The organism is Lysobacter sp. Root690 (genome assembly GCF_001427785.1).
GTDB lineage: Bacteria > Pseudomonadota > Gammaproteobacteria > Xanthomonadales > Xanthomonadaceae > Lysobacter.
Window position 1 is genome coordinate 164 of the sequence record NZ_LMHM01000017.1, and the last position, 13,523, is coordinate 13,686.

Annotated in this window: 11 protein-coding genes; 4 read left to right on the forward strand and 7 right to left on the reverse strand. The window is 65.7% G+C overall.

Annotated features, from left to right (window positions below; genetic code table 11):
- The first annotated feature begins 492 nt into the window (after positions 1 to 492).
- Together ASD86_RS26995 and ASD86_RS20705 are read left to right on the forward strand one after the other, a co-directional pair.
- Positions 493 to 2,136 (forward strand): glycosyl hydrolase family 28-related protein, encoded by a 1,644-nt coding sequence (locus ASD86_RS26995; RefSeq protein WP_157476956.1) that lies wholly within the window; start codon positions 493 to 495, stop codon positions 2,134 to 2,136.
- A 124-nt stretch (positions 2,137 to 2,260) separates the two neighbouring features.
- Complete coding sequence (locus tag ASD86_RS20705; RefSeq protein ID WP_157476958.1) at positions 2,261 to 2,488, forward strand: hypothetical protein; 228 nt, start codon at positions 2,261 to 2,263, stop codon at positions 2,486 to 2,488.
- Positions 2,489 to 3,056: 568 nt separating this feature from the next.
- Here ASD86_RS20705 and ASD86_RS20710 read toward each other — a convergent pair.
- From ASD86_RS20710 to ASD86_RS20740, 7 genes are all read right to left on the reverse strand, one after another.
- Positions 3,057 to 4,352, reverse strand: a complete 1,296-nt coding sequence (locus ASD86_RS20710; protein ID WP_162253718.1) for a HAMP domain-containing sensor histidine kinase — start codon at positions 4,350 to 4,352, stop codon at positions 3,057 to 3,059.
- Between the two features lie 17 nt (positions 4,353 to 4,369).
- The gene (locus tag ASD86_RS20715) at positions 4,370 to 5,044 is read right to left on the reverse strand and encodes a response regulator transcription factor (protein ID WP_200957293.1); all 675 of its coding nucleotides are present in this window, start codon (positions 5,042 to 5,044) and stop codon (positions 4,370 to 4,372) included.
- Between the two features lie 18 nt (positions 5,045 to 5,062).
- Entirely contained in the window at positions 5,063 to 6,178 is a 1,116-nt protein-coding gene (locus tag ASD86_RS20720) for a DJ-1/PfpI family protein (RefSeq protein ID WP_056115264.1), read from the reverse strand.
- Positions 6,179 to 6,269: 91 nt separating this feature from the next.
- Positions 6,270 to 7,004 carry a 2OG-Fe dioxygenase family protein gene (locus ASD86_RS20725; RefSeq protein ID WP_056115269.1) on the reverse strand — a complete coding sequence of 245 codons (735 nt, stop codon included), beginning with the start codon at positions 7,002 to 7,004 and terminating at the stop codon, positions 6,270 to 6,272.
- Positions 7,005 to 7,096: 92 nt separating this feature from the next.
- Positions 7,097 to 7,558: an MAPEG family protein gene (locus ASD86_RS20730; RefSeq protein WP_200957284.1), complete on the reverse strand. Its 462-nt coding sequence runs from the start codon at positions 7,556 to 7,558 to the stop codon at positions 7,097 to 7,099.
- Positions 7,559 to 7,695: 137 nt separating this feature from the next.
- On the reverse strand, positions 7,696 to 9,474 hold the full coding sequence (locus tag ASD86_RS20735) for a M28 family metallopeptidase (protein WP_235567850.1): 1,779 nt from the start codon (positions 9,472 to 9,474) through the stop codon (positions 7,696 to 7,698).
- Positions 9,475 to 9,647: 173 nt separating this feature from the next.
- Entirely contained in the window at positions 9,648 to 10,313 is a 666-nt protein-coding gene (locus ASD86_RS20740) for a hypothetical protein (protein WP_056115273.1), read from the reverse strand.
- Positions 10,314 to 10,565: 252 nt separating this feature from the next.
- Between ASD86_RS20740 and gpmI the strand changes: the two genes are divergently transcribed.
- Together gpmI and ASD86_RS20750 are read left to right on the forward strand one after the other, a co-directional pair.
- The gene (gene gpmI, locus ASD86_RS20745; RefSeq protein WP_056115276.1) at positions 10,566 to 12,101 is read left to right on the forward strand and encodes a 2,3-bisphosphoglycerate-independent phosphoglycerate mutase; all 1,536 of its coding nucleotides are present in this window, start codon (positions 10,566 to 10,568) and stop codon (positions 12,099 to 12,101) included.
- Positions 12,101 to 13,369: a peptidoglycan DD-metalloendopeptidase family protein gene (locus tag ASD86_RS20750; RefSeq protein WP_056115279.1), complete on the forward strand. Its 1,269-nt coding sequence runs from the start codon at positions 12,101 to 12,103 to the stop codon at positions 13,367 to 13,369. The genes gpmI and ASD86_RS20750 overlap by 1 nt, the downstream gene beginning before the upstream one ends.
- Positions 13,370 to 13,523 lie beyond the last annotated feature (154 nt).

The window sequence follows — 13,523 nt, forward strand, 5'->3', positions numbered from 1 at the left end:
GTTTCCTTCGGGCACAAGCCGCGCCCGTGCAACGCGCTCGCGTCGAAGGTGGGTCTCCCGGTCGCGGCTTGCGCCGCTCCTACAGGAAGCTATCGCCGCTGTGTATCAACTGGACCGGCGCGGATAATCGATGTGCGCCCTTGCGATCGTCATCCCTTGCCGCAGTTTCTGCAGGCGTTGCCAACACCGGCAATTTCTGGTCCGCGTCGAATGTGTAGTGGCGCAGTCGTGGCTTGTGACCGAAGGAAATCAAGTAGGACGCCAATCCCATCGGGGATGTCGGGCATGCGTATGAATTTGGGTTGCGATGCTGATCGCGCCGCGTGGGATGGTCTTGATAGGTAGGCGTCGTTAAATCATGAAGTTTCCGACTTCGATAAATGCCACCTGACGTCTGGCCGAGCGTCCTCCATTCTCAATGTCGGCAACACATAACGGCGACAATGCGTCGGCGCGCATGATCTCGCACGGCCACGGACAGGACGAATTTGTATGAAAAGACGAAAGTTCATAACAGCGCCGTTGGCCATGACGGCGGCTGCGGCCGCAGGTGCATTGAGCAGTGGGAGCTCGGTAGCGCAACAATCGGTGCTTATCGATGCCAACGACGTGAGCTATTCGCCCGCGGACGGTAGCGCCACGCCGCGCTCGGTCCAGGGGCGTTTGCGCGAGATGCTCAGCGTTAAGGACTTCGGAGCGAGCGGGGACGGCACCTCCAACGATTCGACCGCTTTCGCCCAAGCCGCGACTACGACTGGACAAGTCTATGTGCCGGAAGGCGACTACACCGTTGCAATAGCACCGGCATTGGGAAAGTTCTTCGGCCCTGGGCGGGTCAAGGTCGGCTCGACGCGTGTATATGTCCATCCCTTGCCTGGTCCGGTCAATGCGATCCACGCGGACGTCTTTGGATTGGGGTCGAACGAAGGCGTGGATTCATCCGCGGCGCTACAAGCGGCGGTGGACTACGCCAACGATCGCGCCATCGCGCTGGAGTTGCCGGCGGGCCGCAGGATTCGCGTGGACTCCACGGTTGTGGTCAAGCTTGGCGCGGCAGCGGTAGGAGACCCATCTCGCAGATTTCTGTTGAAGGGCAACAACTGCGAAATCATGGCTAATGTGGCTGGCCCGGCGCTGCGCTTGCAGCCGCAATGCCCGATCGGCGGCACGCCGGGTTTGGAAGTGGGCTATTTCCAAATCGATAACCTACGTTTCAACGGCTATTTCGCCAGCCAAAACGGCCTGATCGGCCGCAGCGCGATTCAGATCGGCGAAGTCGGCAAAAAATTCGCTGGTTTCCAGAAGTGCCAACTACGCGACGTGTTCGCTCTGGGCTTCAATACGCCAACGATAAGACTTGTTGGTGCGTTGACGCGAATGATCAATTTCGATCGAGTTGTGGTCAACGACGGCGGTTTGGAGATCGCGACCCACGAAAACAATTCGTTCATCGGAGACTTGGATTTCAACAATTGCCAGTTCGGTGGCACCGTGACTAATCCACCACTCAAGATCGAATCCGCAGCAACCGGGGCAGCCAGTGAGATCCGCGGCATTCGCTTCTTTGGCACGATCTTCTATGGTTCGGGTACGTTGATCTACGCGCATAAGAATGGTCGCATCGGCGATCTGTGGTTCAACTCGCTTCAGTGGGAAGGCAGCAGCAATCCAGTGGGCGCCCATGCCCTGTGGATTGTGGTAGACGACACTGCCGACTTGTTCCAAATATTCATCGACAACCCTTATGTTGTCGGGTTTAACGGCAATGCGATGCTGTTCGAGCGTTTCGGAGCAGCTCGGGTCAAGGCTGTCTCGGTGCGCGGAGCGAAGATTAACGAGATCATGACCGCGCAGTACCGGCCGATCGTATTGACCCAATTCGACGATACTTCGATCCTGGATTGCGATTTCTTCGGCCAGATCGCCGCGGATTCCTGCGTCTCGGTTTACAACGCCAAGAACGTGATTATCAGCCGTTGCCGCTCGATGCCTAATATCGGAACCGCGTACTTCACCGAGATCAGCGGGACTTCCGATCGTGTGCTGGTAGCGAACAACATCGCTGATACACGGGTGAGCTTCATCGCAAATTCGGCTGCGGGCAGCGTCGTCAGCGACAACAATATCAACTTCTGACGCAGTTCCATGCGTGGAGGCTACGATCGGTGGCGTCTTGTCTATCTTCGGTGAATCGATTGATGGAGTGATCGTAAGCGCTCGGCAACCCGATGGAATTTGTCGCCGGCAACGCGGCCGTGTGGTGTACCGAGGCGAGGACAGCCGCATCTTCGAACGGGTCGACTGGAACGGCCAATGGCTGCTCAACGATATGAGCGCCACTCGCGGCGCGTTGAAAGAGAACGCCGATCCGATGGGCTTCGTCGACGCGAATGGAGCGGCGCGAATCGTGTACCGCGGCGACGAGTACATGCAGCCGCAGGCGAGCGACGACAATATGCTGTATGAATTGTTCTACAGCGGCGGTTAGTGGTTGCATCGCGACCCTGTGAGCGCGGTGCGAAACGCCCGTTGGGCGCAGATCCACTCGGGACGACGGCGCCCGGAGTCGAAATCGCGACGATTCACCGACCTTGGTCGGAAGCAGCGAGCGCGCAGCGCGGCTGCACCCGTCCTTGGTCGCGCATCGCGACCCATGCGGTCCGGCGATTGATCCCGGGCCGGCCGATCCAAGATCGCGAGGAGAGGTCCAGATGAAGTTCACCAACATCGGCAAGGATCAGCACTAAGTCCGATGCCGTGGTCTACTTCGGGCTTGTGTCGTATGTGGGTTACGCGGTGGCGAAGGAAATCCAGTAGGACGTCGTTCCTACAGAGGGTGTCGAGCCTGCGTATTGATTGTGGTTGCGGTGGTGATCGCGCGGGGTGACGAATAACCGGTATCCAGGCGCCGGCCTCTCGCAATGAACGCAGGACATCGCGAATTGTCAGCCGTGTTTCGACTGATCCTGCCGCGATAATTTCGGGTCGGAATGGCGGGCGGGTTACCGCCGGGTCGTGCAAGCGATCGCGAACATCGCGCAGCGGTCGTTTGCATCTCAGGTGACGTGATCACCCTGCGGCGCCAGACCGAGTTCGACCCGCGTGTCTCCATCCTCGGTCTGGATCCGCAAGCCGATCCGATAGCGTTCGCACAGCCGTCGCACGATCGCCAAGCCAAGTCCGAGGCCGGCGCTGCCTTCGCGGCGTTGAAACGGCCGGTGCAGGGTCGCGAGCAAGTCCGGTTCAATCGCGTGCCCGCTGTTGACGATGTTGAAGCTTGCGCGGTCCTGGCTTTGCGCATGCTCGATCCAGATACGCACCACGCCGGCTTCGGTGTGCGCGAACGCGTTGCCGATCAGATTCGACAACAGGATGTGCAGTACCGGTTCGGGCAATACGCTGCGGATGTCGGGCGGCACCTGGATATCGAGTTCGATCTCTTTTCCTTCCAGCAGTACTGCCTGATCCAGGATCACGCGTTCCAGCAGCGGCAACACGGCCACCGGATCACCCGCGTGTGCCGGCTCCTGCGACTCGCGCGCCAGACTCAACAGGGTGGCGACGGTCTGCTCGAGCTGCGACGCCGATTGGCGCAGATGCATCAAGTGCTGGCGTCCGGCCGGCGACAGGCCGGGTTCGTCGAGCAGGCGCTCGCTGGTGCTGGCGATCACCGCGAGCGGCGTGCGCAGTTCATGGCTGGCATCGCGGGTGAATTCCTGTTCGCGTTCGATGAAGGTGCGGATGCGTTCGATCAATTCGGCGACGCCTTGCGCGACCATGCCGACTTCGTCGTCGACGCGCTCGGGCAGCGGCAGCGCCGGCAGATGCTGCGGGGTGATCGAGCCGACCTGCGCGGCCAGTCGCGCCAGCGGCGCCGCGGTCCGTCGTGCCAGCCAGTAAGCGATCAACAACGCCAATGCGAACACCGCGGCCGCCGACCAGGCCAGCAATTGCAGGATGCGGTCGCGCATCGGCCGGACCACCAATTGCTGGCTGACTTCGGCGACCAACCATGCGTTCGCGGCCGGGGCGGGGGCCTGCAGGGTTCTGAGATGGTAGTGGCGCCCGTCGCGACCCGCGTATTCGTGACGCCAGGGTTCGTCTTGATAAGTCGAACGCAAGTCGTCGGGGAATTGCGCCACGTCGGTGTACACCTTCATGTACGGACTGCGCGGCGTTTCCCAGCGGCCGTGCTGCTGTCGCGCGCGCATCAGGGCGGCGGCTTCCTGTCGCAACGCGGCGTCGAAGAACGCGTCCTCGGTCGCGTACATGAAGACCATCGCGTAGAGGCCGAACACGCCGGCGACCAGCACAGCGAATCCGCCGAACGCGATCATCAGACGGTTGCGCATGCGCCGGCGCGGCCGCTTCATGGGCGTTCGCACAGCTTGAAACCGACGCCATGCACGGTGTGCAGCATCGGCCAGGCGAAGGGTTTGTCGAGCGCTTGCCGCAACAGATACAGATGCGAACGCAACGGATCCGACGGCGGCGCTTCATCGCCCCACAAGCGTTGCATGAGTTCGCTGCGGGTGAGGGTGCGGGGCCAGGCTTCGGCAAGAATCAGCAGAATGCGGTAGGCGGTCTGATGCAATTCGAGCGGCGTGCCGTCGCGTTGCGCGCTGTTGCCGCGGCGATCGATGCTGAGCGGGCCGATCCGCAGCAGATGCTGTTCGCCGCCGCGATGGCGCTGCGACAGCGCCAGGCAGCGGGCGAGCAGTTCCTCGCCCGCGAACGGCTTGACCAGGTAATCGTCGGCGCCGGCCTCGAAGCCCTTGAGCTTGTCGGCGAGGGTGTCGCGGGCGGTCAGCATCAGCACCGGGATGCGACGGTCGGCCTGCTCGCGCAACTGCGTGCATACGCGCAGGCCGTCCAGGCCGGGCAGGTTGAGGTCCAGCACCAATACGTCGGGTGGATCGTCCAGCGCCAGGCGCAAGCCGGTGCGGCCATCGGCGGCGAAGTCGACCTGATGGCCGTGCGACTCGAACATCGCCGCCATCGCCGCGCGCAGCGGCAGATGATCTTCGACCACGAGTATGCGCAGACGCTCCACCATCGCGGCTCAGGTTCCGATGCGTTGCAACAGTTGTTTAGCTTCGGCCATGTCGGGGTGGCTTTCCAGTACTTCGCCGGTCAGGGCGCGCGCGCGTTCGCGATCGCCCAGCCGCAGGTGCGCTTCGGCCATGCCCAGGCGCAGTTGCGGTTCGGGCATGTACGGCGCGGCCAGTTGCATGATCGACAGCGCGTCGCGGGTGGCGGCCAGGTCCTCGGTGGACTGCGATTGGTAGTAGCCGAGCAGGCCTATCAGTTGCACGTGATAACTGTCGCGATCGGCGGCCAGGGCCTGGCGCACGGCCGCGGATTCGCCGTTCAATGCGCGCTCCACCAGGGCCATGGTGCGTTCGTCGCGCCACGGCGTGCGCGCTTTGGGTTGACGGCCGAGCGCGCCGACGATGGCTTCGGCGACGGCGGGCGTCGAGTACGGGTTCTGTCCGGTGATCAGGCGGCCGTCGACGACCAGCTTGGGCATCATCAAGGCCGCTTCCTGCCATTGCGCGCCACGCGCCTTGAGCGCGTCTTCGAGCTGGAAGCGGTACTGCTTCGCCCAGCGTTTGCCGAACACGGCCTCTTCTTCATTGCTGAAACCGGTCATGCGCTTGCCGTCGACCAGCCATGCGCCGTTGCCGAGCCGCACGTCGACCAGCGCGGCGGGGCCGTGACAGACCGCCGCGACCACGCCGCCGCGTTCGTAGATGTCCGCCACCACGCGCTGCAAGGCCGGGTCGGCGGGCAGATCGAACATCGCGCCCTTGCCGCCGACCACGTAGACCGCGGCATAGTCGGCGGCCTTGAGATCGCCGGTCTTGCGCGTGGCCGCGAGTTGCGCGGTCGCGTCGGCATCGGCGAGCAGGCTCGCGTTGAACGCTTCGGTCGCGTCGTATTTGTCGGCTTCGGCGCGGCCACCGTTGGGGCTGGCGACGTCGATGGCATAGCCGTTGTCGCGGAAGATCAGATAGGCCTGGGCGAATTCGTCCATCTCGAAGCCCGGCCGGGTCTTGCCCTGGTCGCGGCCTTCGCCGCTGACCACGATCAGGATCTTGTCGGCGGCCATCGAAGGTGCAACGGCGAGCAGCAACGACAGGGCGAGTACGGCGCGGCGAATACGGTGCGGGGTCATGGAGGCGATCTCGGCAAGCGGGAGCCTCAGTCTCGGCAGGGGCTGTGAATCAAACTTCAAACATCGCGCCGCCGCGCCGACCCCGATGCAATCAAGCCGTCTTGCGGAACGTCACCACCAGCACATCGCGATGCGCTTCGCGTTGCGGGTCTTGCGGCGTCACCGCGGTGACGCCATGGAATACGCGCGCATCGTCGACCAGCGCGGCGTCGAGCGGCGCGGTCAGGGTGAAACTGCCCAGTTCGGTGCCGTCGGCGGTGTGGATGGTGGTGGTGCCGCTGAGGATGTTGTGGCGGTCGATCAACAGCACCAGCACGTAGTCGACGCCGTCGCGATGCACGCCTTCGGGTGTGGGCTGGCCGTCTTCGTCGCTGCGCGCTTCGATGCGGAACTGATGCAGCTCGATATGCCAGGCCTGCGTATCCGGCGCGAGCGTGGAAAAGAAATCGCGGCAGAACCCGAGCACCGTGGTGAGGCTGGCGCCGCCGGCGATGGTGTCGTGCACCGGTTCGAACCAGCGCTCGATGTCACCTTGCAAGGTGTTGTAGTTGAGGCTCTGGTAATGCGGCTGATGCGGCTGGCGCTCGATCGCGCCGTCGCGGCCGGCGCGGAACACCGCATGCCGGCGGCGGCGATGGCGGCCGACGCTGGCCAGGTACTGATCGGGCGCCAGGTCGTTCCAGCTGTCGGCGAAAGCCGGCCAATCCTGCAGCGAGCCGTGCTGCAGCAGATGCTCGCGCATGTGCTCGCCGTCGACGAAGCAGAAGCCGTCGCCGCGCAGGGATTGCGCGAAGTTTTCATGATCGGTGCGCGGGGCGGGGGACATTCACGACTCTTCGGGACAGCGGGATGCGGCGGGGGACGTGGCGAACGCGAGCTGCGTTCGCAAGGGACGGATGCGAAAGGCTTACGCAGGACTCAGCTGGGCAAACCGGCTTGCGTAGAGCCGTCGAGCAGACGCAGCACCACCTGCGCGCTGGCATCTTCGGACGCCGCCAGCGCGGCCAGGACCAGCAAGGCCAGCACGCAGCCGAAGCCCAGCACCCAGGCCAGGCTGCGCAACCTCGGCTGACGCAGCACATAGAACACGCCGTGCAGTACGCGGAAGACGATGAAGGCCATCGCCAGGCCGACGATCCAGTCGGTGGCCACGCCGGTCATCTGCGCGCCGATCACGCCGGCCGCGAACGGGGCGAAGGCTTCGAACGCGTTGAGGTGGGCGGCGTAGGCGGCGTTGGAGCGCGGGTTGTCCTGGCGGGTCTGCCAGCCGCGCGGGTCGCGGTTGTCGTAGCGCTTGCCGCTGGCCTTGGCGACGGCGACCCACAGGTACGGCAACAACGCGGCGATCAGCACGCACCAGTAGGCGATGGACATGGACATGCGTGTTCCTTCAGGCATACCGCAAGCCGCGGCTGCTAAAGCCTAGCGGAAAAAACCACGGCGCCCTTGGGCGCCGTGGTCGGATCGCTGTGCGGCAAGGGCCGGCCCGCCGGACCGGCCCCGCGCGCGGGCGCGGATTACTTCGCCGGCGGCGCCATCAGCTTGTCGTGCGCGGCGCGGAAGGCGTTGCCCTCGTACCAGTTCGGCCACTGCTCGTTGCCGGCCAGCACCTTGCCCACGCCGTACAGCGCGTCCAGGTCCTGGACCAGGCCGTCGAGCTTCCAGGCCGCGTCGAACTCATCGGCAGGCTTGTGATAACGGTTGTCGCGATAGTCGATCTGGGCCTTTTTCCCGGCTTCGACCCCGCCGTCGATCAGGTCGTCGCCGCCCTTGGCGTACAGCGCGGGCACGCCGGCCTTGGCGAAGTTGAAATGATCAGAGCGGAAGTAGAAGCCGTCCTGCGGGGTGGCTTCGGCATGCAGCACGCGCTGCTGGCCATCGGCGACGGTCTTGAGGATGTCCTCGAGCTCGGAGCTGCCGTAACCGACCACGGTCATGTCGCGGGCCTTGCCGATGATCGGCATCGCGTCGAGGTTGATCACCGCGACGGTCTTGTTCAGCGGCACGGTCGGATGGGCGACGTAATACTTCGAACCCAACAGGCCCGATTCCTCCAACGTCACCGCCAGGAACAGCAGCGAACGGTCCGGCGGCGGGGTCTGCTTGCTGAAAGCTTCGGCGATTTCCAGGATGCCGGCCACGCCCGAGGCGTTGTCGACCGCGCCGTTGTAGATCGTGTCCGGGCCGGTGGTCTTGGCGTCGGCGCCATGGCCTTCATGGCCGCCTTCACCGGTGTGGTTGCCCAGGTGATCCCAATGCGCCATGTAGACGATGGCTTCGTCCGGACGCTTGGCGCCATCCAGGCGCGCGACCACGTTGCGCGAGGACTTCTCGCTGATCTTGCTCTTGAGATCCACCGAGGCCTTGGCCTGCAGCGCGATCGCCTTGAAGCCGCGCTTGCCGGCGGCCTGATACAGCTGATCGAGGTTCTGCCCCAGATCGCCGAGCAACTTGCGCGCGACCTCATTGCTGATCCAGCCCTGCACCGGCAGGCGCGGTTCCGGATCGTCCTTGGCCGGCAGGTCGAACTGCGCGCCCGACCACGAATTCTTGACCACGTCCCAGCCGTACGACGCGCCGGCGGTGTCGTGGATGATCAACGCGGCCTTCGCGCCCTGGCGCGCGGCCTCTTCGAACTTGTAGGTCCAGCGGCCGTAATAGGTCATCCGCTTGCCTTCGAACAAGGTCGCGTCCTGGCCGTGGAAACCCGGGTCGTTGACGAACATCACCACCGTCTTGCCCTTGACGTCGACGCCGGCGTAATCGTTCCACTGCTGCTCGGGCGCGTTGACGCCGTAACCCACGAACACCAACTCGCTGCCGTCGACCTTCACTTCCGGCTGGCCGGTGCGGGTGCCGACGACCATGTCGGTGCCGAACTTCAACTCGCGCGGCTGGCCCTTGACCTCGAGCTTGAGCGAGGTGGTTTCGTCGGCGGTGGTCTCGACCATCGGCACGGTCTGGAAATAACTGTCGCCGTTGCCGGGCTTGAGCCCCATGCGCTGGAACTGCGCCTGCAGGTATTGGACGGTTTTTTCCTCGCCGGCGCTGCCGGGCGCGCGGCCTTCGAACTCGTCGGAGGCCAGGACCTTGACGTGCTGGGCGAAGTCGGCGGCGTTGATCGCGCCGTCGAAGCCGTGCTCGCCGGCGGGCTGGGCCGGGGCCGGCGTGGCGGCGCTCGCGCCGGCGTCGGGTTTGGACGGTGTCTTGTCGCAGGCCGACAGGACCAGGGCGGCGGCCACCAGCGAGGTGGCGGTGAGCAGCGGGGTGGTTCGGGACAGATGCTTCGGCAACAAGGTCGAGACCTCCAGGAGCGGCGCGAGGCCGGGGGTGGGGGAGGTCCATTCTAGGTGCTGCGGTTTCGCGGTGTTGTCCCGATCAGTTCGCTCGCCGAGCGGTCGGGCGCGGTGCGAACGCCCCGCCCGGATCGCCGTGGCCGTGGCGACTCGGACGGGACGCGGGTGCGGCGTTACTCCGCCGGCGGGGTCGCGGTGTTGAACGCGATCGCGGTGGCGCCGCGGATCGGGCCGGTCTTGGCGGTGCTGTGCACGTACAGCTTCACTTCGCGCTCGAACACCAGCGCGCCGTCGACGCGCGCGTTCGGCCCGATGATCACGCGCGGGTCGCGCTGCTTGGTCAGGCGGATGCCGTTGGGCTTGGTGTAGCGAATGCCGCCGCTGACGTGCGAATCCACGCCGACGGTGAGGTCGCCGTTGACCGTCTCGATGCCGCCGGTGACGTCGGTATCGACCAGGCCGATCGCGCCGTTGACGGTTTCCAGGTCGCCGCGCACGGTGCCGCCGCGATCGACGAAAATGCTGCCGTTGACGGTTTCGATGCCGCCGTTCGCGGTCAGGTTGGTGCCGGCGCGGATGCTGCCGTTGACCGTTTCCAGGCCGCCGGTCTGGCTGCTGTTGCCGACGTGGATGCTGCCGTTGACCGTCTCGGCCTTGCCGACGCGGGCGCTGTCGCCGATCTTGATGCTGCCGTTGACGGTGTCCAGGTCGCCCTGGCGCTGGCTGGCTTCGACATTGATGCTGCCGTTGACCTTGCTGATGCCGTCGTCGGCGAACGCCAGCGGCGAGGACAGGGCGATCAGGACCGACAGGCTGAGGGTGAGGCGGGTGCGCGTCATGGCGTGTTCCGTTGTCTTGGTGGGCAAGGTCTGTGATGCGGCGAGCGCGCGATCGGTTTAAGGCGAATGCGCATTTCGTGATGTCGGTGAACATAGGACGTGCCAAGCCAAGCACTATCAAGCACTTGCGATGTGGCTAGTAACCCGGCCGCGAACCCGGCGCCGCGTTCCCCGGGGCTTCATCGTCCGCTTCGCTACAATCGCAGAATCCGCCTGCGGCGGCCCCTGCCCCTGGTCATAGGAATCCCCCACGTGTCAGCGAATGCCCGACCCAAGCCCGTAGTGCTGTTGATCCTGGACGGTTGGGGCCATCGCGACGACCCCGCCGACAACGCCCTGGCCCAGGCCACCTTGCCGAACTGGCATGCGCTGCTGGCCTCGCAGGCCCACACCCTGATCCACACCGAAGGCCGCCACGTCGGCCTGCCGGACGGGCAGATGGGCAATTCCGAGGTCGGCCACATGAACCTCGGCGCCGGCCGCATCGTCTACCAGGACCTGACCCGGATCGACGCGGCGATCGAGGACGGCAGCTTCTACGCCAACGACGAGTTGCGCGCGGCCTGCGCGGCGGCGAAGTCGTCGAACGGCAGCCTGCACGTCATGGGCTTGCTCTCGCCCGGCGGCGTCCACAGCCATGAGAAGCACATCTTCGCGATGCTCGAACTCGCCCAGCGCGAAGGCGTGGCGCGGGTCGCGGTGCATGCGTTCCTCGACGGCCGCGACATGCCGCCCAAGTCGGCCGCGCCGAGCCTGCAGCGCCTTCAAGACGTGTGCGACCGCCTCGGCAACGCGCATATCGCCTCGATCAGCGGTCGCTACTACGCGATGGACCGCGACAAGCGCTGGGATCGCCAGTTGCGCGCCTGGAACGCGATGGTCGAAGCCGACAGCCCGGAGCACGCGCCGACCGCATTGGCCGGGCTCGAAGCGGCATACGCGCGCGGCGAAACCGACGAATTCGTCGCCCCGACCGTGATCGACGGCGCCACCGCGATGGCCGACGGCGACGCGGTGGTGTTCATGAATTTCCGCGCCGACCGCGCGCGTCAGTTGAGCGCGGCGTTCGTCGATCCGAACTTCGACGGCTACGAAGCGCGCCGGCCGAAGCTCTCGCGTTTCGTCTGCCTGACCGAATACGACGCGCGCCTGCCGGCGCCGGTCGCATTCGGCCCCGACGATCTGCACAACACCCTGGGCGAACTGCTGGCCGCCAACGGCCTGACCCAGCTGCGCATCGCCGAGACCGAGAAATACGCCCACGTCACCTTCTTCTTCAGCGGTGGGCGCGAAGATCCGTACCAAGGCGAAAGCCGCATCCTGGTACCGAGCCCGAAGGTCGCGACCTACGACCTGCAGCCGGAGATGAGCTGCCCGGAAGTCACCGCCAAGCTGATCGAAGCGATCAAGTCCGGCGCCATCGATGTCGCGATCTGCAACATCGCCAATCCCGACATGGTCGGCCACACCGGCGATCTGCAGGCCGCCATTCTGGCCGCGCAGGCGGTCGACAAGGCGATCGGCCCGATCGCCGCCGCGGTGCAGGAGGTCGGCGGCGCGCTGCTGATCACCGCCGATCACGGCAATCTGGAAATGATGCGCGACCCGAGCACCGGCCAGCCGCACACCGCGCACACCGTCGGCCCGGTGCCACTGGTCTATCTGGGCCCGCGCAAGGCCAGCTTGCGCAGCGGCGGCGCCTTGCGCGATGTCGCGCCGACCATCCTCGACCTGCTCGGCATCGCCCAGCCGGTCGAGATGACCGGCACGAGCCTGCTGGAGCGCTGATGGCGAGCGCGCGCGCGTGGTGGCTGGCCGGTGTGGCGGCGTGGTCGCTGGCGATGAGCCTGGGCGCCCACGCGGCCGCGCAGAGCAACAGCCGCGACGCCGAGCGCAAGCTCGAGAAGATCAAGACCGAACTCAAATCGGTCGCGGCCGAACGGCGCAAGCTCGAAGGCCAGCGCGGCGACGCCTCGCAACAATTGCGCCAGGCCGACGAACAGGTCGGCCATTCCAACCGGGCCCTGCGCGACACCGAAACCCGGCTCGCGCGCGAACAGGCTTCGCTCAAGGATCTGCAGAGCAAACGCGACGCGCTCAACGCGAGCCTGGGTTCCAAGCGCGACGAGTTGTCCAGGCTGGTGCGCGCCGCGTATGCGCAAGGCAACGACGCGCCGCTCAAAGTGCTGTTGTCGCAGGACAAGGTCGCCGACAGCAGCCGCATCCTGACGTATCACGGTTATGTGCAGCGCGATCGCGCGCGCCGCATCGCCGAACTGAGCGCGCAATTGCGCGAACTCGATGCGCTCGAGCGCCAGATCGTCGAGCGCCGCGCCAGCCTCGACAGCACCCGCAAACAGCAGCGCAATCAGCTCGGCCAGCTCGAAAAAGACCGCAAGACCCGCGCCGCGCTGGTCGCCCAGATCAACGAGAAATACGAAGACCGCAGCACCCGCGAACGCGAACTCGGCCGCGATGCGAAGGGCCTGGAGCAGTTGCTGACCAAATTGCGCGCGGCCGCCGCGCGCGCCGAGGCGCAACGTCGCGCCGCCGCCAAGGCCAAGGCCGAACGCGAGGCCCGCGAAGCGCGCGCCGCCGCCGCGGCGGCCAAGGCGCAAGGCAAGCCCGCGCCGGTGCGCAAACCGCCGGTGCAGGTCGCCAGCGCGCCCGCGCCGCAGGTCGGCGGACTGGGCTGGCCGGTGTCCGGCGCGTTGCTGGCCGGTTTCGGCGGCACCATGCCGGACGGGCGCAGCAGTGAAGGCCTGCTGATCGGCGCGCCGGCCGGCGCCACGGTCAAGGCGGTCGCCGACGGCACCGTGGTGTATTCGGAATGGATGACCGGCTACGGCCTGCTGCTGATCGTCGACCACGGCAACGGCTACATGAGCCTGTACGCGAACAACGACGCCCTGCTCAAGGACGCCGGCGCGACGGTCAAGAAAGGCGATGCGGTCGCCACGGTCGGCAGTTCCGGCGGTCACGGCCGGCCGGCGTTGTATTTCGAATTGCGTCGCGGCGGTCAGCCGGTCAATCCGAATACCTGGTTGCGGCGCTGAGGCAGGGCGCCGCGGCGGTAACGGCTGATCCAGTTCGAAGCGCGCCGATCGCGTCGTAGCGGGAGGTCTCTGTGGGAGGGGCTTCAGCCCCGACGCTTTTCGCTCGGATCGCCGGACACCTGCCTTGTCTGAGCCGAAAGCGTTGGGGCTGAAG

Excerpts from the sequence above, each read along its gene's own strand:
- ASD86_RS26995 (WP_157476956.1), top strand. The coding sequence starts at position 493 with ATGAAAAGACGAAAGTTCATAACAGCGCCGTTGGCCATGACGGCGGCT.
- ASD86_RS20710 (WP_162253718.1), bottom strand. The coding sequence starts at position 4,352 with ATGCGCAACCGTCTGATGATCGCGTTCGGCGGATTCGCTGTGCTGGTC.
- ASD86_RS20720 (WP_056115264.1), bottom strand. The coding sequence starts at position 6,178 with ATGACCCCGCACCGTATTCGCCGCGCCGTACTCGCCCTGTCGTTGCTG.
- ASD86_RS20725 (WP_056115269.1), bottom strand. The coding sequence starts at position 7,004 with ATGTCCCCCGCCCCGCGCACCGATCATGAAAACTTCGCGCAATCCCTG.
- ASD86_RS20730 (WP_200957284.1), bottom strand. The coding sequence starts at position 7,558 with ATGTCCATGTCCATCGCCTACTGGTGCGTGCTGATCGCCGCGTTGTTG.
- ASD86_RS20740 (WP_056115273.1), bottom strand. The coding sequence starts at position 10,313 with ATGACGCGCACCCGCCTCACCCTCAGCCTGTCGGTCCTGATCGCCCTG.
- ASD86_RS20750 (WP_056115279.1), top strand. The coding sequence starts at position 12,101 with ATGGCGAGCGCGCGCGCGTGGTGGCTGGCCGGTGTGGCGGCGTGGTCG.